General features: G+C 62.7%; 10 protein-coding genes and 2 pseudogenes. 6 read left to right on the top strand and 6 right to left on the bottom strand.

The window, feature by feature from the left end:
- Positions 1-9 precede the first annotated feature (9 nt).
- On the top strand, positions 10-1239 hold the full coding sequence (locus J6524_RS35790) for an ABC transporter substrate-binding protein (protein WP_225678580.1): 1230 nt from the start codon (positions 10-12) through the stop codon (positions 1237-1239).
- A gap of 117 nt (positions 1240-1356) precedes the next feature.
- On the opposite strand, the gene J6524_RS35785 is transcribed toward J6524_RS35790, so the two are convergent.
- Positions 1357-1782: a DUF1330 domain-containing protein gene (locus tag J6524_RS35785; RefSeq protein ID WP_225678579.1), complete on the bottom strand. Its 426-nt coding sequence runs from the start codon at positions 1780-1782 to the stop codon at positions 1357-1359.
- A 146-nt stretch (positions 1783-1928) separates the two neighbouring features.
- Here J6524_RS35785 and J6524_RS35780 point away from each other — a divergent pair, with 146 nt between their 5' ends.
- Positions 1929-4151: a transglycosylase domain-containing protein gene (locus J6524_RS35780; protein ID WP_225678578.1), complete on the top strand. Its 2223-nt coding sequence runs from the start codon at positions 1929-1931 to the stop codon at positions 4149-4151.
- 147 nt (positions 4152-4298) lie between these two features.
- Here the strand turns inward: J6524_RS35780 and J6524_RS35775 are convergent.
- The 4 genes and pseudogenes from J6524_RS35775 to J6524_RS35760 form a co-directional block, all read right to left on the bottom strand.
- Positions 4299-5149 (bottom strand): annotated as a pseudogene (locus tag J6524_RS35775) (M48 family metallopeptidase).
- A 197-nt stretch (positions 5150-5346) separates the two neighbouring features.
- Positions 5347-6696, bottom strand: coding sequence for a polyhydroxyalkanoate depolymerase (locus J6524_RS35770; RefSeq protein ID WP_225678577.1), 1350 nt, complete (start codon positions 6694-6696; stop codon positions 5347-5349).
- A 128-nt stretch (positions 6697-6824) separates the two neighbouring features.
- Entirely contained in the window at positions 6825-7643 is an 819-nt protein-coding gene (locus tag J6524_RS35765; protein WP_225678576.1) for an ABC transporter permease, read from the bottom strand.
- On the bottom strand, positions 7640-8437 hold the full coding sequence (locus J6524_RS35760; protein ID WP_225678575.1) for an ABC transporter ATP-binding protein: 798 nt from the start codon (positions 8435-8437) through the stop codon (positions 7640-7642). The genes J6524_RS35765 and J6524_RS35760 overlap by 4 nt, the downstream gene beginning before the upstream one ends.
- A 115-nt stretch (positions 8438-8552) precedes the next feature.
- Between J6524_RS35760 and J6524_RS35755 the strand changes: the two genes are divergently transcribed.
- The 3 genes and pseudogenes from J6524_RS35755 (at position 8553) to J6524_RS37525 (ending at position 12600) form a co-directional block, all read left to right on the top strand.
- The gene (locus J6524_RS35755) at positions 8553-9878 is read left to right on the top strand and encodes an ActS/PrrB/RegB family redox-sensitive histidine kinase (RefSeq protein ID WP_225678574.1); all 1326 of its coding nucleotides are present in this window, start codon (positions 8553-8555) and stop codon (positions 9876-9878) included.
- A 120-nt stretch (positions 9879-9998) separates the two neighbouring features.
- Entirely contained in the window at positions 9999-10553 is a 555-nt protein-coding gene (locus tag J6524_RS35750) for an ActR/PrrA/RegA family redox response regulator transcription factor (RefSeq protein ID WP_225678573.1), read from the top strand.
- Positions 10554-10877: 324 nt separating this feature from the next.
- Positions 10878-12600 (top strand): annotated as a pseudogene (locus tag J6524_RS37525) (SulP family inorganic anion transporter).
- Between the two features lie 92 nt (positions 12601-12692).
- Here J6524_RS37525 and J6524_RS35740 read toward each other — a convergent pair.
- Positions 12693-13178 carry an MmcB family DNA repair protein gene (locus J6524_RS35740; RefSeq protein WP_225678572.1) on the bottom strand — a complete coding sequence of 162 codons (486 nt, stop codon included), beginning with the start codon at positions 13176-13178 and terminating at the stop codon, positions 12693-12695.
- A gap of 161 nt (positions 13179-13339) precedes the next feature.
- Here J6524_RS35740 and J6524_RS35735 point away from each other — a divergent pair, with 161 nt between their 5' ends.
- Positions 13340-13729 (top strand): hypothetical protein, encoded by a 390-nt coding sequence (locus tag J6524_RS35735; protein WP_225678571.1) that lies wholly within the window; start codon positions 13340-13342, stop codon positions 13727-13729.
- The last annotated feature ends 335 nt before the right edge of the window (positions 13730-14064 follow it).

Genomic DNA, 14064 nt, shown 5'->3' with positions numbered 1-14064 from the left:
TTCAGCATTATGAGGAAGGGTATTTTCCATCTGGCCACCGGCACGGCGCTCGCGCTTGCGCTGTCGGTCTCGACGGCCTCCGCGCAGAAGAAATACGACACCGGCGCGAGCGACACCGAGATCAAGATCGGCCAGACGGTGCCATTCTCGGGACCAGCGTCGGCCTACGCCACGCTCGGCAAGGGACAGGCCGCCTATTTCAGGATGATCAATGAGCAGGAAGGCGGCGTGAACGGCCGCAAGATCAATCTGATCCAATACGACGACGCCTATTCGCCGCCGAAGGCGGTGGAGCAGGTGCGCAAGCTGGTCGAAAGCGACGAGGTGCTGCTCACCTTCCAGATCATCGGCACGCCCTCGAACGCCGCCGTGCAGAAGTACCTCAATTCGAAGAAGGTGCCGCAGCTGTTCGCGGCGACCGGCGCATCGAAGTTCACCGACCCGAAGAATTTTCCGTGGACGCTCGGCTTCAACCCCAACTACTTCGTCGAGGGCCGCATCTACGGCCAGTACATTCTGAAAGAACATCCGAACGCCAAGATCGGCGTGCTCTACCAGAATGACGATCTCGGCAAGGACTATCTGAACGGCCTCAAGGCCGGCCTTGGCGACAAGGCGGCGAAGATGATCGTGGCGGAAGCCTCCTATGAGGTCTCCGACCCGACGATCGATTCACAGGTCCTCAAAATCAGGGATGCCGGCGCGGATCTGTTCTTCTCGGCGACGACGCCCAAGCAGGCGGCGCAGGCGATCAAGAAAAACTTCGAGATCGGCTGGAAGCCGGTGCACATCCTCGACATCAACGCGACCTCGGTGAACGCGGTGATGCTGCCGGCGGGCGCGGAAGCTTCCAAGGGCGTGATCAGCGTCAACTATGGCAAGGATCCGATGGACCCGACCTGGAAGGACGATCCGGGCATGAAGAAGTACTTTGCCTTCATGGAGAAGTATTATCCGGAAGGCGACAAGTACTCCAGCTTCAACGCCTACGCCTATTCGACCGCGCAGCTGATGGTCCACGTGCTCAAGCAGTGCGGCGACAACCTGACCCGCGAGAACGTCATGAAGCAGGCCACCAATCTGAAGAACGTCGTGCTCGACCTCGCGCTGCCCGGCATCGTCGGCAACACCACGCCGAACGATTACCGCGTCAACAAGCAGTTGCAGATGATGCGCTTCAACGGCGAGCGCTGGGAACTGTTCGGCCCCATTATCGAGGACAAGGGCGCGGCGGGCTAGGCCCGTCGAGTCACAGGGAACGATCGGCGGAAAGAGGCGATCGGCGGCCCTTCGGGGCCGCCGATTTTTTTCGGCTGGTCATGGCCAGGCTTGACCCGGCAATGACGAAGCAACCCCCTACTCCGGAATCTCCCCGAACGTCTTGCCGACCGGCAGCACGGCGTGGCGGATCAGGCGGGAGTCCTCGACGGCGGCCTGACGGTGTTTGACCGCCTCGCGGTAGACGGGATCGCGGATCATCTCGGCGAAGGCGGCCACGCTCGGGTACTCGGCGATGAAGCAGTGATCCCAGCGCTCCTCCTGCGGTCCGATCAGCATCAGTTCGAACCGGCCTTGCCAGACGATGCGGCCGCCGAGCCGTTCGAACACCGGGCCGCTTTCGCGGCCATAGGCAGCATAGGCTTCCGCCCCCGTCACCTTCCGACCATCGGGGTAAGCGGCCATCGCGCGCAGCCGCACCAGATTAAGCATGTGGATCGGACCCGGCCGATCATTGGCGCGGAACTGCGCGAATACTTCTTTGGTCGGATCGATGTGGCCCATTTTAAAGTTTCCTCCAAGAACACCGTGGCTTGCGCTGATGCTAGCACGCCGTGCCGCACCTCCTAATCCCGCATTAACCTTTCCGTAACCGACCCTTAAACAGCCGCCGCTAGCCTGCGGCAGGGCGGGTATGAGCGGCGTTTGTCATGGCGTGGGGACGGAAAAAGAGCGGCGCACGCAAGGAGCCGCTATTCGGGCTTCCGGCCGCGCTCGCCGACCTGCGCCTCTCGCCCGCCGATCGCATCCCTGACGCCACGGACGACGACGAGAAACCGAAGAAACCAGTGGCCAAGCGCAAGATCGAAGAAGAGGACGACGAGCCGCCGCCGCGCGAGCGCAAGCCGCGTGGGACCAAAAGCGGCGCCAAGCGACGCGACAAATCGCGCGGCCGTATTCGGATCGGCCGGCTGGTCTATTGGGGTGCTGTGCTCGGCCTGTGGGCGGTGATCGCGGTCATCGGTGTCGTGGTCTGGGTCGGCGCGCATCTGCCGGCGATCCAGTCGCTGGAAATCCCCAAACGTCCGCCGACCATTCAGATTGTCGGCCTCGATGGCAGCGTGCTGGCCTCGCGCGGCGAAGCGCCCGGCACCAATGTCGCGCTGAAAGATCTGCCGCCTTATTTGCCGAAGGCCTTCATCGCCATCGAAGACCGCCGCTTCTATTCGCATTACGGCATCGACCCCGTCGGCATCGCGCGTGCAGCCGTCGCCAACATCCTGCATCGTGGGGTCTCGCAGGGCGGCTCGACGCTGACGCAGCAGCTCGCCAAGAACCTGTTCCTGACCCAGGAACGGACGATGACGCGCAAGCTGCAGGAGGTGGAGCTCGCGCTGTGGCTGGAGCGCAAGCATACCAAAAACGAAATTCTCGAGCTTTATCTGAACCGCGTCTATTTCGGCTCCGGCGCCTATGGCGTCGAGGCCGCTTCTCAGCGTTATTTCGGCAAGTCGGCGAAGAACGTCACGGTCGCGGAAGCGGCGATGCTGGCGGGCCTCGTCAAATCGCCGTCACGCCTGGCGCCGAACCGCAATCCCGAAGGCGCGGAAGCGCGCGCCCAGATCGTGCTGGCGGCGATGGCGGAAGCCAAATTCATCAGCGATGCGCAAGCCAAGGCCTCGATCGGCCATCCCTCCTACAAGGTGAAGCCGGCCGGCGCCGGCACCGTCAACTACGTCGCCGACTGGATCGGCGAGGTGCTGGACGATCTCGTCGGCCAGATCGACCAGAGCATCGTGGTGGAGACCACGATCGATCCGAAGCTGCAGAGTGTCGCTGAAGCCGCCATTATCGACGAACTGGCGGCCAAGAGTGTGAAATTCAACGTCACGCAAGGCGCGCTGGTGGCGATGACGCCCGACGGCGCGGTGCGCGCGATGGTCGGCGGGCGGAACTATGCCGAGAGCCAGTTTAACCGTGCGGTCACAGCCAAACGCCAGCCCGGCTCGGCGTTCAAGCCATTCATCTATCTGACCGCGATCGAGGGCGGCCTGACGCCGGAGACGATCCGCCAGGACGCGCCGCTCGATCTCAAGGGCTGGCGTCCGGAGAACTACACCCACGAATATTTCGGCGCGGTAACGCTGACGCAGGCGCTGGCGATGTCGCTCAACACGGTCGCGGTGCGGCTCGGGCTCGAGGTGGGGCCGAAGAACGTGGTGCGGACCGCGCACCGGCTCGGGATCTCGTCGAAGCTTGACGCCAATCCCTCGATCGCGCTCGGCACCTCGGAAGTCTCGGTCATCGAGCTGGTCGGGGCCTATGCGCCCTTTGCCAATGGCGGGCTCGGCGTCTCCCCCCATGTCGTCACCAAGATCCGCACCAGTGAAGGCAAGCTGCTCTACGCGCGCCAGCCCGACCGGCTCGGCCAGGTGATCGAGCCGCGCCATGTCGCGATGATGAATACGATGATGCAGGAAACACTGGTCTCGGGTACAGCGCGTAAGGCGGAGATTCCAGGTTGGATGGCCGCCGGCAAGACCGGCACCAGCCAGGATTTTCGCGATGCCTGGTTCATCGGCTATACCGCCAGCCTCGTCACCGGGGTCTGGCTCGGCAATGACGACAACTCACCGACCAAGAAGGCAACCGGCGGCGGGTTGCCGGTGGAGGTATGGAGCCGCTTCATGCGCACGGCGCATCAGGGCGTGGCGGTGGCGGCGTTGCCGAACTCGCAGCGCGGCGGGTTCATGTCGAACCTGTTCCAGACCTCGCAGGTGACGCCGAGCCCAGCGGCGCCGGCTCCGTCAGGCAGTTCGTACCGACCGCCGCCCGCGCGAAGCGCCGCACCGCCGCCGCCCAATCCAAATGTACGCCCGGAAGCTGCGGCGGGACTGGATGGCTGGCTGGTGGACCGGCTGTTTGGGCGATAAGCGAGATCTCACGACTACCTCAGGCCGTCATACCCCGCGAAAGCGGGGTATCCAGTACGCTGCGGCATCTCGATTGATAACCACTATCTCTGGAATACTGGCTCGCCCGGTCAAGCCGGGCGATGACAGTGGTCTGTGTGGCAACCGCTAATCCTGAATCCCGTAACGGTGCAAATCGTTGCCGTAGGTATCAAGCCAGCGCTTGGCGCGTTCTACATGGTCGCAGATGCGGTCGACCACGCGCCAGAACCGCGGCGAGTGGTTCATCTCGACGAGATGGGCGACCTCATGGGCGGCGAGGTAGTCGAGCACATAGGGCGGCGCGAGGATCAGCCGCCAGGAATAGGACAATGAGCCCGCCGAGGTGCACGAGCCCCAGCGGCTCGATTGGTCGCGGATCGACACCCGCCTCACCCGCACGCCGAGTTCCGCCGCATAGGCGAGTGAAGCCTTGTGCAGATCCTTGCGTGCTTCACGCTTGAGGAAGTCATGGACGCGGCGATCCATGTGCTCATACCCGCCGGCGACGCACAGAATCTTCTCGCCGCTGTCGCGGGTCTCGGTCCACACCGTGCCGCGCTCGCCGGCGCGATGCACCAGGCGGTGCGGCACACCGCGCAGCGGCACGATGGTGCCGGGTTGAAAGGGCGCGGCCTTCGGCAACCGGCCGAGACGCGCGGCGATCCAGCCGCCGTGAAGCTGCGCAAAGTCCTTCGCTTCCGCGATCGTGCCGCGTGGCGGCATGGTCAGGATGGCTTCGCGATCGGTCGGATGAATGCGAAGCGTGTATCGACGCGCGCGGCGATGCCGGCGCATCCTGATCGCAAAGACTTGCGAGCCGTGTTTGACCAAAATAGTCGCGGGTTCGGCGGGCCGCCGATAAAGGAGGGCACGAGTAGCCATATCTTGGAGTCCGGGGAGTAAGAGTTCGCCCGGATTCTGCCATATCCGCCGCCAGGGAAATCGCATCTAAATTGCTCGGCGCAAAAACAAATCATTTGCCCAATATACAGGGGGTTTCGGCCAAACGGCCCCTAGGGGATGGGCCTGGAACCCAAAATTTCGGCTGGAACCTGACGTGAAAAGCGGCCTCAAGGAGTGAGTCTGAACTCACCCCTTGATTCGACCGGAATCTGGAATGTTTGAATCTTCTCAGCAACTTATTGGCGGCCCGGAATCGGCCCCGCCATCGCTGTTATTCGGCTGCACGGACCAATGTCGGCTTCGTAGTAGCCGCTGACACCATGGGATTGGCTGCCGACACCATGAAATCGGAGATGCGCGGCACGATTTCGGAACGGAATCGCGATCCGTTGAACACGCCGTAGTGCCCGACGCCCTTCTGCACGTAATGCACGCGGCGATGATCGGGAATATGCGGGCACAATGCGTGCGTCGCTTCGGTCTGACCGAGCCCGGAGATGTCGTCGTTCTCACCTTCCACCGTCATCAGCGCCACGCGGTGGATCTTCGACGGATCGACCGGCTTGCCGCGATGGGTCATCTCGCCCTTGGGCAGCGCGTGCTTGACGAAGACGACGTCGACCGTCTGCAAATAATACTCCGCAGTCAGGTCCATCACCGCGAGGTATTCGTCATAGAATTCGCGGTGCTTGTCGACCATGTCGCCGTCGCCCTTCACCAGATTGTTGAACAGCGCCTTGTGTGCGTCGGTATGGCGATCGAGATTCATGCTGATAAAGCCCGAGAGCTGCAAGAAGCCCGGATAGACGTCGCGCATCACGCCGGGATGCGGGAACGGCACCTTGGTGATGACGTGGTTGCGGAACCATTCGATGCCGCGCTGTTCGGCGAGGTTGTTCACGGCGGTCGGGTTGCGGCGGGTATCGATCGGGCCGCCCATCAGCGTCATCGACAGCGGCACGAAGGGGTCGCGCGCAGCCTCCATCACGGAGACAGCCGCCACCACCGGCACCGAGGGCTGGCACACCGCGATCACGTGCATGTTGCCGCCGAGCACGTGCAGCATCTCGATGATGTAATCGATGTAGTCGTCGAGGTCGAAACGGCCCTCGCTGAGCGGAACCATGCGCGCGTCCGACCAGTCGGTGATGTAGACCTCATGGGTCGGCAGGAAGGCCTCGACCGTGCCGCGCAGCAGCGTCGCGTAATGGCCCGACATCGGCGCCACGATCAGGACGCGCGGATGCGGCGCGCGCAGCGGCCGGGTCAATTTGCGATCGAAATGCAGGAGGCGGCAGAACGGCTTTTCCCAGATCGAGCGGACCTCGACCGGCGTCTGGATGCCGTTGACCTCTGTGAAGTCGAGCCCCCATTCGGGCTTGCCGTAGCGGCGCGTGGTGCGCTCGAACAATTCGCAGGCAGCGGCGATCGATTTGCCGAACTGCGTGTGCGAGAAGGGATTGAGCGGGTTTTGAAACAGGATCTTGGCGGCATCGGTCACGGCGCGTGCCGGATTGAGCGACGCGTGGGCCATTTCATACATCCAGTACATCGGCGTCGTGAGCGCCGGACTGCCTTCGGCCACCAGCGGCGGTGCGCCGCCAAACTCACCAATCGGCATTTTATTTCTGACCTTCTGTTTGCGCCGCAGCATAGTGCAGAATGCGTAATATTGCGTCAATGCACCGATCGGCCCCATGCAACCGCTAACGTGCCTAAAAACCCCGGGGATCCACGGGAATCTGTGACTTATTCGCCACCCCCGAGCAAAGAACCGTGATGTTTGGCACTGCGCAAAAGCGCAAGGAAGATCGCAAAGGAGGCAGCGAACAGCACCGCGTTGATGGCGAGGGACCAGACCATCAGGTCGCTCCTGAAGACGTGATCGATCAGAAGCGCGCGCATGCCTTCGAACACATAGGTCGGCGGCAGCAGCCAGGCAATGCTTTGCAGCCAGGCGGGCAACACCGCGACCGGATAGTAGACGCAGGCGAGCGGCATCAGGCCGAACATCAGCGTCCAGACAATGCTCTCGGCGCCCAGCCCATTGCGCAGCACCAGGCCCGAGACGAAAATCCCGATCGACCAGCTCGTGAAGATCAGGTTGCAGAAGAAGGCGATCAGCGGCAGGCCGATCGCGAAGAAATTGAAATCGAAGAAGAACAGCGCCAGCAGCGTCATCGGAATCACGCCGATCGCAAGCCGGATCAGGCTCATGATCATCAGCGCGATCAGAAACTCGATCGGCTTGAGCGGGCTCATCATGAGGTTGCCGAGATTGCGCGCCCACATTTCCTCGAGGAAGGAGATCGAAAAGCCGAGCTGGCCGCGGAACAAGATGTCCCACAGAATCACCGCGCCGATCAGCGAGCCGCCGGCACGGGCGAAGAAATTGTCGTGCTGCGCGATGTAGTTCTGCAGAAAGCCCCAGGTGATGATCTGCAGCGCCGGCCAGTAGATCAGCTCGAGCAGCCGTGGCCAGGACGACATCAGAAGATACCAGTAGCGCAGCACCATAGCCTGGATGCGATGCGAGGAGATGGCGGGACGGGTGACGATCTCGCTCATGGCGATGTCCCCTCCGCCACCCGGCCGCGCGCAACATCGAGGAATACGTCCTCCAGCGTGGTGCGATTGTAGCGCGCCATGATCTGGTCCGGGCTGTCGTCATCCTCGATGCGGCCGCGCTTCATGATGATGATGCGGTCGCACAGCCGCTCCACTTCCAGCATGTTATGCGACGCCAGCAGGATGGTGGCGTCATGGGTCTTGCGATAGGTCTGCAGATGCTGGCGTACCCAGTCCGCTGTGTCGGGATCGAGTGAGGCGGTCGGCTCGTCGAGCAGCAACAGCTCCGGCTCGTTGATCAGCGCCTTCGCCAGCGCGACGCGGGTCTTCTGTCCCGCCGAGAGCTTGCCATTGGCGCGATCGAGAAAATCCTTCAGATCAAGGTCGGACGCGAGCTGCTCGATGCGCTCGCGCAAATCCTTCACCGCATAGAGCCGGCCGAAGATGGTGAGGTTTTGCCGCACCGTGAGCCGCATCGGCATGTCGACATAGGGACTCTCGAAATTCATCCGGCCGAGCACGTCGGCGCTCTCCTCCGGCATCGCGTGTCCGAGCACCCGGACGCGGCCCGAGGTCGGCAGCACCAGCCCCATGATCATCGCAATTGTCGTGGTTTTGCCGGCGCCGTTGCCGCCGAGCAGCCCGGTGACGCTGCCGCGCGCGATCCGGAACGAGACATCGTCGACCGCTCGCGTGGTCTTGTAGAGTTTTATTAGATGCACGACGTCGATCGCGGCGGGGCCTTCCGGCCCGGCCGCGGGCGATGGCGCTGGCGTGGCGTCGCTGTTGACCATTTCGGCCTGTTCATTGAGCCATCATGGCTGCTAGCGCAAGGGTTGGAGCTGCCCGGCGACGCACGGGCGGTCGCCTGCGTTTGTGATCATCCGCCCGCGCGGCTAAACTCCTGAAATGTCCGACGTTGCCGCCTCTGATTTTCGTCTTCCGTATCGCTATGTCAGTCTCGATACGATCCTGCGGCTGCGCTGGCTGGCGGCGCTCGGCCAGATCACCGCGATCTTCATCGTCGGGCATGGCCTGGAATTCGACTTTCCGATCATCGCCTGCGTTGCCGTTGTCGGCGTCTCGGCGCTGCTCAATCTCGCGCTGCAGGTGGCGTTCAACCCGATGCAGCGGCTGGAACCGGTCCATGCCGCTGCGTTGCTCGCGCTCAACATTGTCGAACTGGCTGCGCTCCTGTTTCTGACCGGCGGCTTGCAGAATCCGTTTTCGTTTCTGTTCCTGGGGCCGGTGTTGATCTCGGCGACCGTACTGCCGGTCCGGCTGACCATGGGGCTCGGCCTTCTCGCGGTCGCCTGCGCGTCTGCGCTCGTGTTTTTTCATCTGCCGCTACCCTGGGATAGCGATGACCCGCTGGTACTGCCGCCGATTTATCTGTTCGGCGTCTGGCTCTCGATCGTGCTCGCGATCGGCGTCACCAGTCTCTACGCATTCCAAGCGACGGAAGAGGCGCGAAAGCTTTCCGATGCGCTGGCCGCGACCGAACTGGTGCTGACGCGTGAGCAGCATCTGACGCAGCTCGATGGGCTGGCGGCGGCCGCCGCGCATGAACTCGGCACGCCGCTCTCGACGATCTTCCTGATTTCACGGGAACTGGAAAAGACCGTCGACGGTAATGAGCAATTGGCCTCCGACCTGAAGACCCTGCGCGAGCAGGCACAGCGCTGCCGCGACATTCTGGCCAAGCTGACCCAGCTCTCTTCCTCCGGCGCGCCGTTCGACCGCATGCCGCTCTCGACGCTGATCGAGGAGGCAGTCGCGCCGCATCGCGATTTCGGCGTCGCGATCAAGGTGCGGCTAGCTGTCGCAGCCACCCGAGAGCCGGTCGGCGCGCGGAACCCGGCGATCCTCTATGGCGTCGGCAACATCCTGGAGAATGCCGTCGATTTCGCACGAACGACCGTCGAGGTTAACGCCTGGTGGAATGCCGATACCGTCGAAATCGTCATCTCAGACGACGGCCCGGGCATCGCGCCCGACATCCTGAAACGCATCGGGGAACCTTATTTATCGCGGCGGCGCACCGCGGATGACCCCCAAAGCACGCGCGCGGGGCTCGGCCTTGGCGTGTTCATCGCCCGCACGCTGCTGGAGCGCACCGGCGCCAAGGTTTCCTTCTCGAACCGGACGTTCCCCGATCACGGTGCCGTGGTCCAGATCGTCTGGCCGCGCGCCCGTTTCGAGGCGGAGGAAAGTGCTGTCGGACCAGCGGATTAGAACTGCCCCAAAGGGATGGGAAAGGTAACCAATCCGGCCAGGAGGGTCTTGGCACTGCAAACGGCCGCGCCATATGCTTTATTTCATGCTCAACATCCGCAACTCGGGGGATACCCTGCCTTGAACGCCATCGCCGAACTGAACGATGTCACCGACCGCTCGCTGCTGATCGTCGAGGACGACAAGCCGTTTCTGGAGCGCCTGTCGCGTGCCATGGAAACCCGCGGCTTCGCGGTGACCTCCTGCGACACCGTGTCCGACGGGCTGGCGCAGATCAACAAGGCCGCACCGGCCTTTGCCGTGGTGGACCTCAGGCTCGGCGACGGCAATGGGCTCGACGTGGTCTCGGCGCTGAAGCGCAAGCGGCCTGATGCACGCACCATCGTGCTGACCGGCTACGGCAACATCGCCACCGCCGTCACCGCGGTGAAGATGGGCGCGGTCGACTATCTCTCAAAGCCTGCCGACGCCGACGACGTGGTCGCCGCACTGCTTGCCAGCGGCACCGAGAAATCCGAGCTGCCGTCGAATCCAATGTCGGCGGATCGCGTGCGCTGGGAGCACATCCAGCGCATCTATGAAATGTGCAACCGCAACGTCTCCGAAACCGCGCGGCGTCTCAACATGCATCGCCGCACCCTGCAGCGGATTCTGGCGAAGCGCGCGCCGCGGTAGTTCGCTGCGCTGTAGCCCGGATCAGCGAAGCGACATCCGGGAAAGGTGCTCGTCAAACCCCGGATGTCGCTTCGCGCATCCGGGCTACAATTCCTTCCTAAAACTCTCCGTGTCCTCGCGGATCGATCAGACGGTTGATCCGTGGTGCAGCAGCTATGGCTGCGCACCGTCATCAGCTTGCGGGGCGTGGGCAGGCATCGGCTAAAATCCACCGGTATCTTGACGGAAAATCTCGCAAGGCACGGTATGCGTGAAGGCAAAGACCGGTGGCAACGGCGTGCGAGCCCGGCTAGCGAGCCCGACCGGGTTTGGGAGTGACCGGCAATGAAGCATTTGGTGCGCTGGCTGCCAGGTCTCGACACCTTCCGTCGATATGAAGCGGCGTGGCTCGGGCACGATATCCTTGCTGGGCTCGTGCTGGCCGCCATGCTGGTTCCGGTTGGCATTGCCTATGCGGAGGCCTCGGGCTTGCCCGGCATCTACGGTCTATACGCAACGATCGTACCGCTCCTTGCCTACGCGTTGTTCGGGCCAAGCCGGATACTTGTCCTCGGACCGGATTCGGCGCTTGCAGCTATCATTCTTGGCGTTGTCGTTCCGCAGTCGGGTGGCGATCCCGTCCGCGCCGCAACCTTGGCTGCCGCGATGGCAATCGTGTCGGGGACGATATGCGTTCTGGCAGGCGTCGCGCGCCTGGGCTTTGTGACCGAGCTTCTTTCCAAGCCGATACGCTACGGCTACATGAACGTAATTGCACTGACCGTACTGATCAGCCCATTTGCCAAAACTGTTCGGCTTCTCGATCGAGAGCGACGGACCTTTGCGGAGCTTATGGGCGATCGCCGGTGCCATCCTTGATGGAAAGACCAACTGGGTAGCTTTCGCGATTGGGCTCGGCACGCTGACCGTTATCCTGCTGCTTCAGGGATACAAGCGGCTGCCGGTCATCCTGATAGCCGTCGTCGGGGCAACGGCGGCCGTCGCTGCGTTCGATCTAGCGGCACGTTACGGCGTGACAGTTCTGGGTCCCCTGGCGCAGGGCTTGCCCGGCTTCACCATTCCCTGGATCGGCCCTGCCGACATAGTCCCGGTGCTGATCGGCGGGTGTGCGATCGCGATGATATCATTTGCCGATACCAGCGTGCTTTCGCGGGCCTATGCCGCACGATTGGGCGATCATGTCGATGCCAACCAGGAGATGGTGGGACTCGGCGCCGCCAATCTGGCAACCGGATTTTTTCAGGGTTTTCCAATCAGCAGCAGCGGTTCGCGGACGCCTATTGCCGAAGCCGCCGGCGCCCGCACCCAGCTGACCAGTGTCGTTGGCGCGCTCGCGATCGCCTTCCTTCTGCTGGCGGCACCAAACCTCCTTCAGCATTTGCCCAACGCTGCATTAGCCGCCGTCGTCATCGCTGCTGCGATCGGCTTGATTGAGATCACCGACCTGAAGCGGATCTACCGCATTCAGCGGTGGGAGTTCTGGCTTTCAATCGTCTGCTTTGTCGGCGTCGCCGTGCTCGGCGTGATTCCAGGAATAGGTCTGGCAATCGTTATCGCCATTATCGAGTTTCTATGGGACGGCTGGCGTCCTCACTCCGCCGTATTGGGCCGCGCCGACGGCGTGAAAGGCTATCACGACATCACGAGATACCCGAATGCGCGCCAAATTCCGGGACTGGTCCTGTTTCGGTGGGATGCGCCTTTGTTCTTCGCCAACGCCGAGTTTTTCAAAGAGCGCGCACTGGATGCGGTAGCGAAATCGCCGACGCCCGTACGCTGGCTGGTCGTTGCGGCGGAACCGGTCACCAGCGTGGACGTCACGGCCGGCGACACGCTCGCTGAATTGGATGAGGCGTTGCACGCACTGGGTATTGAGCTTTGCTTTGCCGAACTCAAGGATCCCGTGAAGGACAAGCTGAAGAAATTCGGATTGTTGGCGCAGCTTGGCGAGAATTGCTTTTTCCCAACCGTCGGCGCAGCCGTTTCCGGCTACCTCGACGTCCATGATGTAGAATGGACGGACTGGGAAGACCAAGTCAAACATTAAGCGGGCCTGAACCCGCCCGCCAGCTTTGCCAGCTGAATTTGGCAGACGCTCTCTCGAACTGCGGATGTCAGCCGGAGTGCCGGCTTCGCGGTCTAAAATTCCGCGTGCCCCTGCGGATCGACCAGACGGTTGATCCGCTGCGCTGCGGCCATCGCAAAACGCACCATCATCGATTTGCGCGTCGCGGCGGGCAGGCGATGCTCGGGCGCCTCGCAATGCAAATGCGCGCCATAGGCGTCGGCGATGATCAGGCCGGTATCTTCAGGAAAGATCTCGCAGGGCAAATCCTGCGTGAAGGCGAAGAACAGCCGGTCGCAATGCATCCGGTAGTCCTGCCATTTCTGGTCGGCGCGCAGATCTTCCACCGACGACTTGATCTCAACGATCCAGATCTCGCCGCGCTCGTTCAGCGCCACAAGGTCAGCGCGCCGGCCCGACGGCAGCGGCAGCTCGCTGATGCAGGAGAAGCCCAGCGAGCGTAACAACCGCGCCGTGCCGCGCGCAATCGCGAGCGCCGTGTCTGACTGACGGCGGTCGGGCGGAGGCACGAGGCTGATCTGGCGGGCGGGTGATTCCATGGTGCTCGAACCATAACCGATTTCGCAGCGTCCAACAGGCGGCACCAGCGCAACGTCAGCCGTAATTTTGACCCCCGCCCGCCTTGTTTTCGGCCCACCGGCCCAAGGTGAAGCCGGCGGAACTTGGGTTCCGAGGGGACGAAACATCTGGGGGAGACTTTATGAAGTCACGCATCACGCTTCGCTCGCTCGTACTCGCGCTCGCCGCCCTTCCGCTCGCCGCCGGCCTGTCACAAGCCAACGCCAAGCCCGCCGTTGAAGTCGCCTTCGTACTGGATACCACCGGCGCGGATGTCTCCGCCGGCCGCAGCAGCATTTCTGCGATCAAGGAGGAAGAGCTGCCGGACAATTTGCGCACCATGAAGCCGGAGCAGCGGATCGAGGAAATCAACAAGCAGATGACCCAGCGCAAGGCGCTCGATGAGAAGCTGGCGGCGCTGGTGGCCAAGCGCGACAAATACGTCGCCGAGCAACGCGCCAAGGCCCCACCGAAAGCCTCCTCGTTCGACCGCGTCGTCGAGGATACGCTGAAGGCGCAGATCAAGCGGTGATGTGACGATGGATTCCCCACGAGTCGTCCCCGCGAACGCGCTAGCAGATGCACAGATTGCGGCTGCGACGGAATGACTCGGTGTTTTGATTTGGCCTTCCGCGGCGACGGGCTGCTGTGATTCTGTATCTGGCACTTCGATTCCATTGAGGTGCCAAGATGTTGAATGAACAATTCAGGCTTGGGCGGTTCGGGGATGGTCGTCTCGATAAAGGGGGGCGGCCCTGCTCGAAGGGATGGTCACGCGCGCGAGCTCGTGCCTGCGTCGAGCGGCGGATGGCGATCGGGCCAAGATAGTCCGATACGGCCGATTTCTCGCCAATGAGAACGTGAGCT

The sequence above is a fragment of the Bradyrhizobium hereditatis genome (genome assembly GCF_020329435.1).
GTDB lineage: Bacteria > Pseudomonadota > Alphaproteobacteria > Rhizobiales > Xanthobacteraceae > Bradyrhizobium > Bradyrhizobium hereditatis.
The sequence above is the reverse complement of the archived record's forward strand: the minus strand, read 5'-3'. Positions and strand labels throughout refer to the sequence as shown.

Bases quoted from the DNA above. Each gene is read 5' to 3' on its own strand.
- J6524_RS35790 (WP_225678580.1), top strand. From the start codon at position 10: ATGAGGAAGGGTATTTTCCATCTGGCCACCGGCACGGCGCTCGCGCTT.
- J6524_RS35785 (WP_225678579.1), bottom strand. From the start codon at position 1,782: ATGGGCCACATCGATCCGACCAAAGAAGTATTCGCGCAGTTCCGCGCC.
- J6524_RS35780 (WP_225678578.1), top strand. From the start codon at position 1,929: ATGGCGTGGGGACGGAAAAAGAGCGGCGCACGCAAGGAGCCGCTATTC.
- J6524_RS35770 (WP_225678577.1), bottom strand. From the start codon at position 6,696: ATGCCGATTGGTGAGTTTGGCGGCGCACCGCCGCTGGTGGCCGAAGGC.
- J6524_RS35765 (WP_225678576.1), bottom strand. From the start codon at position 7,643: ATGAGCGAGATCGTCACCCGTCCCGCCATCTCCTCGCATCGCATCCAG.
- J6524_RS35760 (WP_225678575.1), bottom strand. From the start codon at position 8,437: ATGGTCAACAGCGACGCCACGCCAGCGCCATCGCCCGCGGCCGGGCCG.
- J6524_RS35755 (WP_225678574.1), top strand. From the start codon at position 8,553: ATGTCCGACGTTGCCGCCTCTGATTTTCGTCTTCCGTATCGCTATGTC.
- J6524_RS35740 (WP_225678572.1), bottom strand. From the start codon at position 13,178: ATGGAATCACCCGCCCGCCAGATCAGCCTCGTGCCTCCGCCCGACCGC.
- J6524_RS35735 (WP_225678571.1), top strand. From the start codon at position 13,340: ATGAAGTCACGCATCACGCTTCGCTCGCTCGTACTCGCGCTCGCCGCC.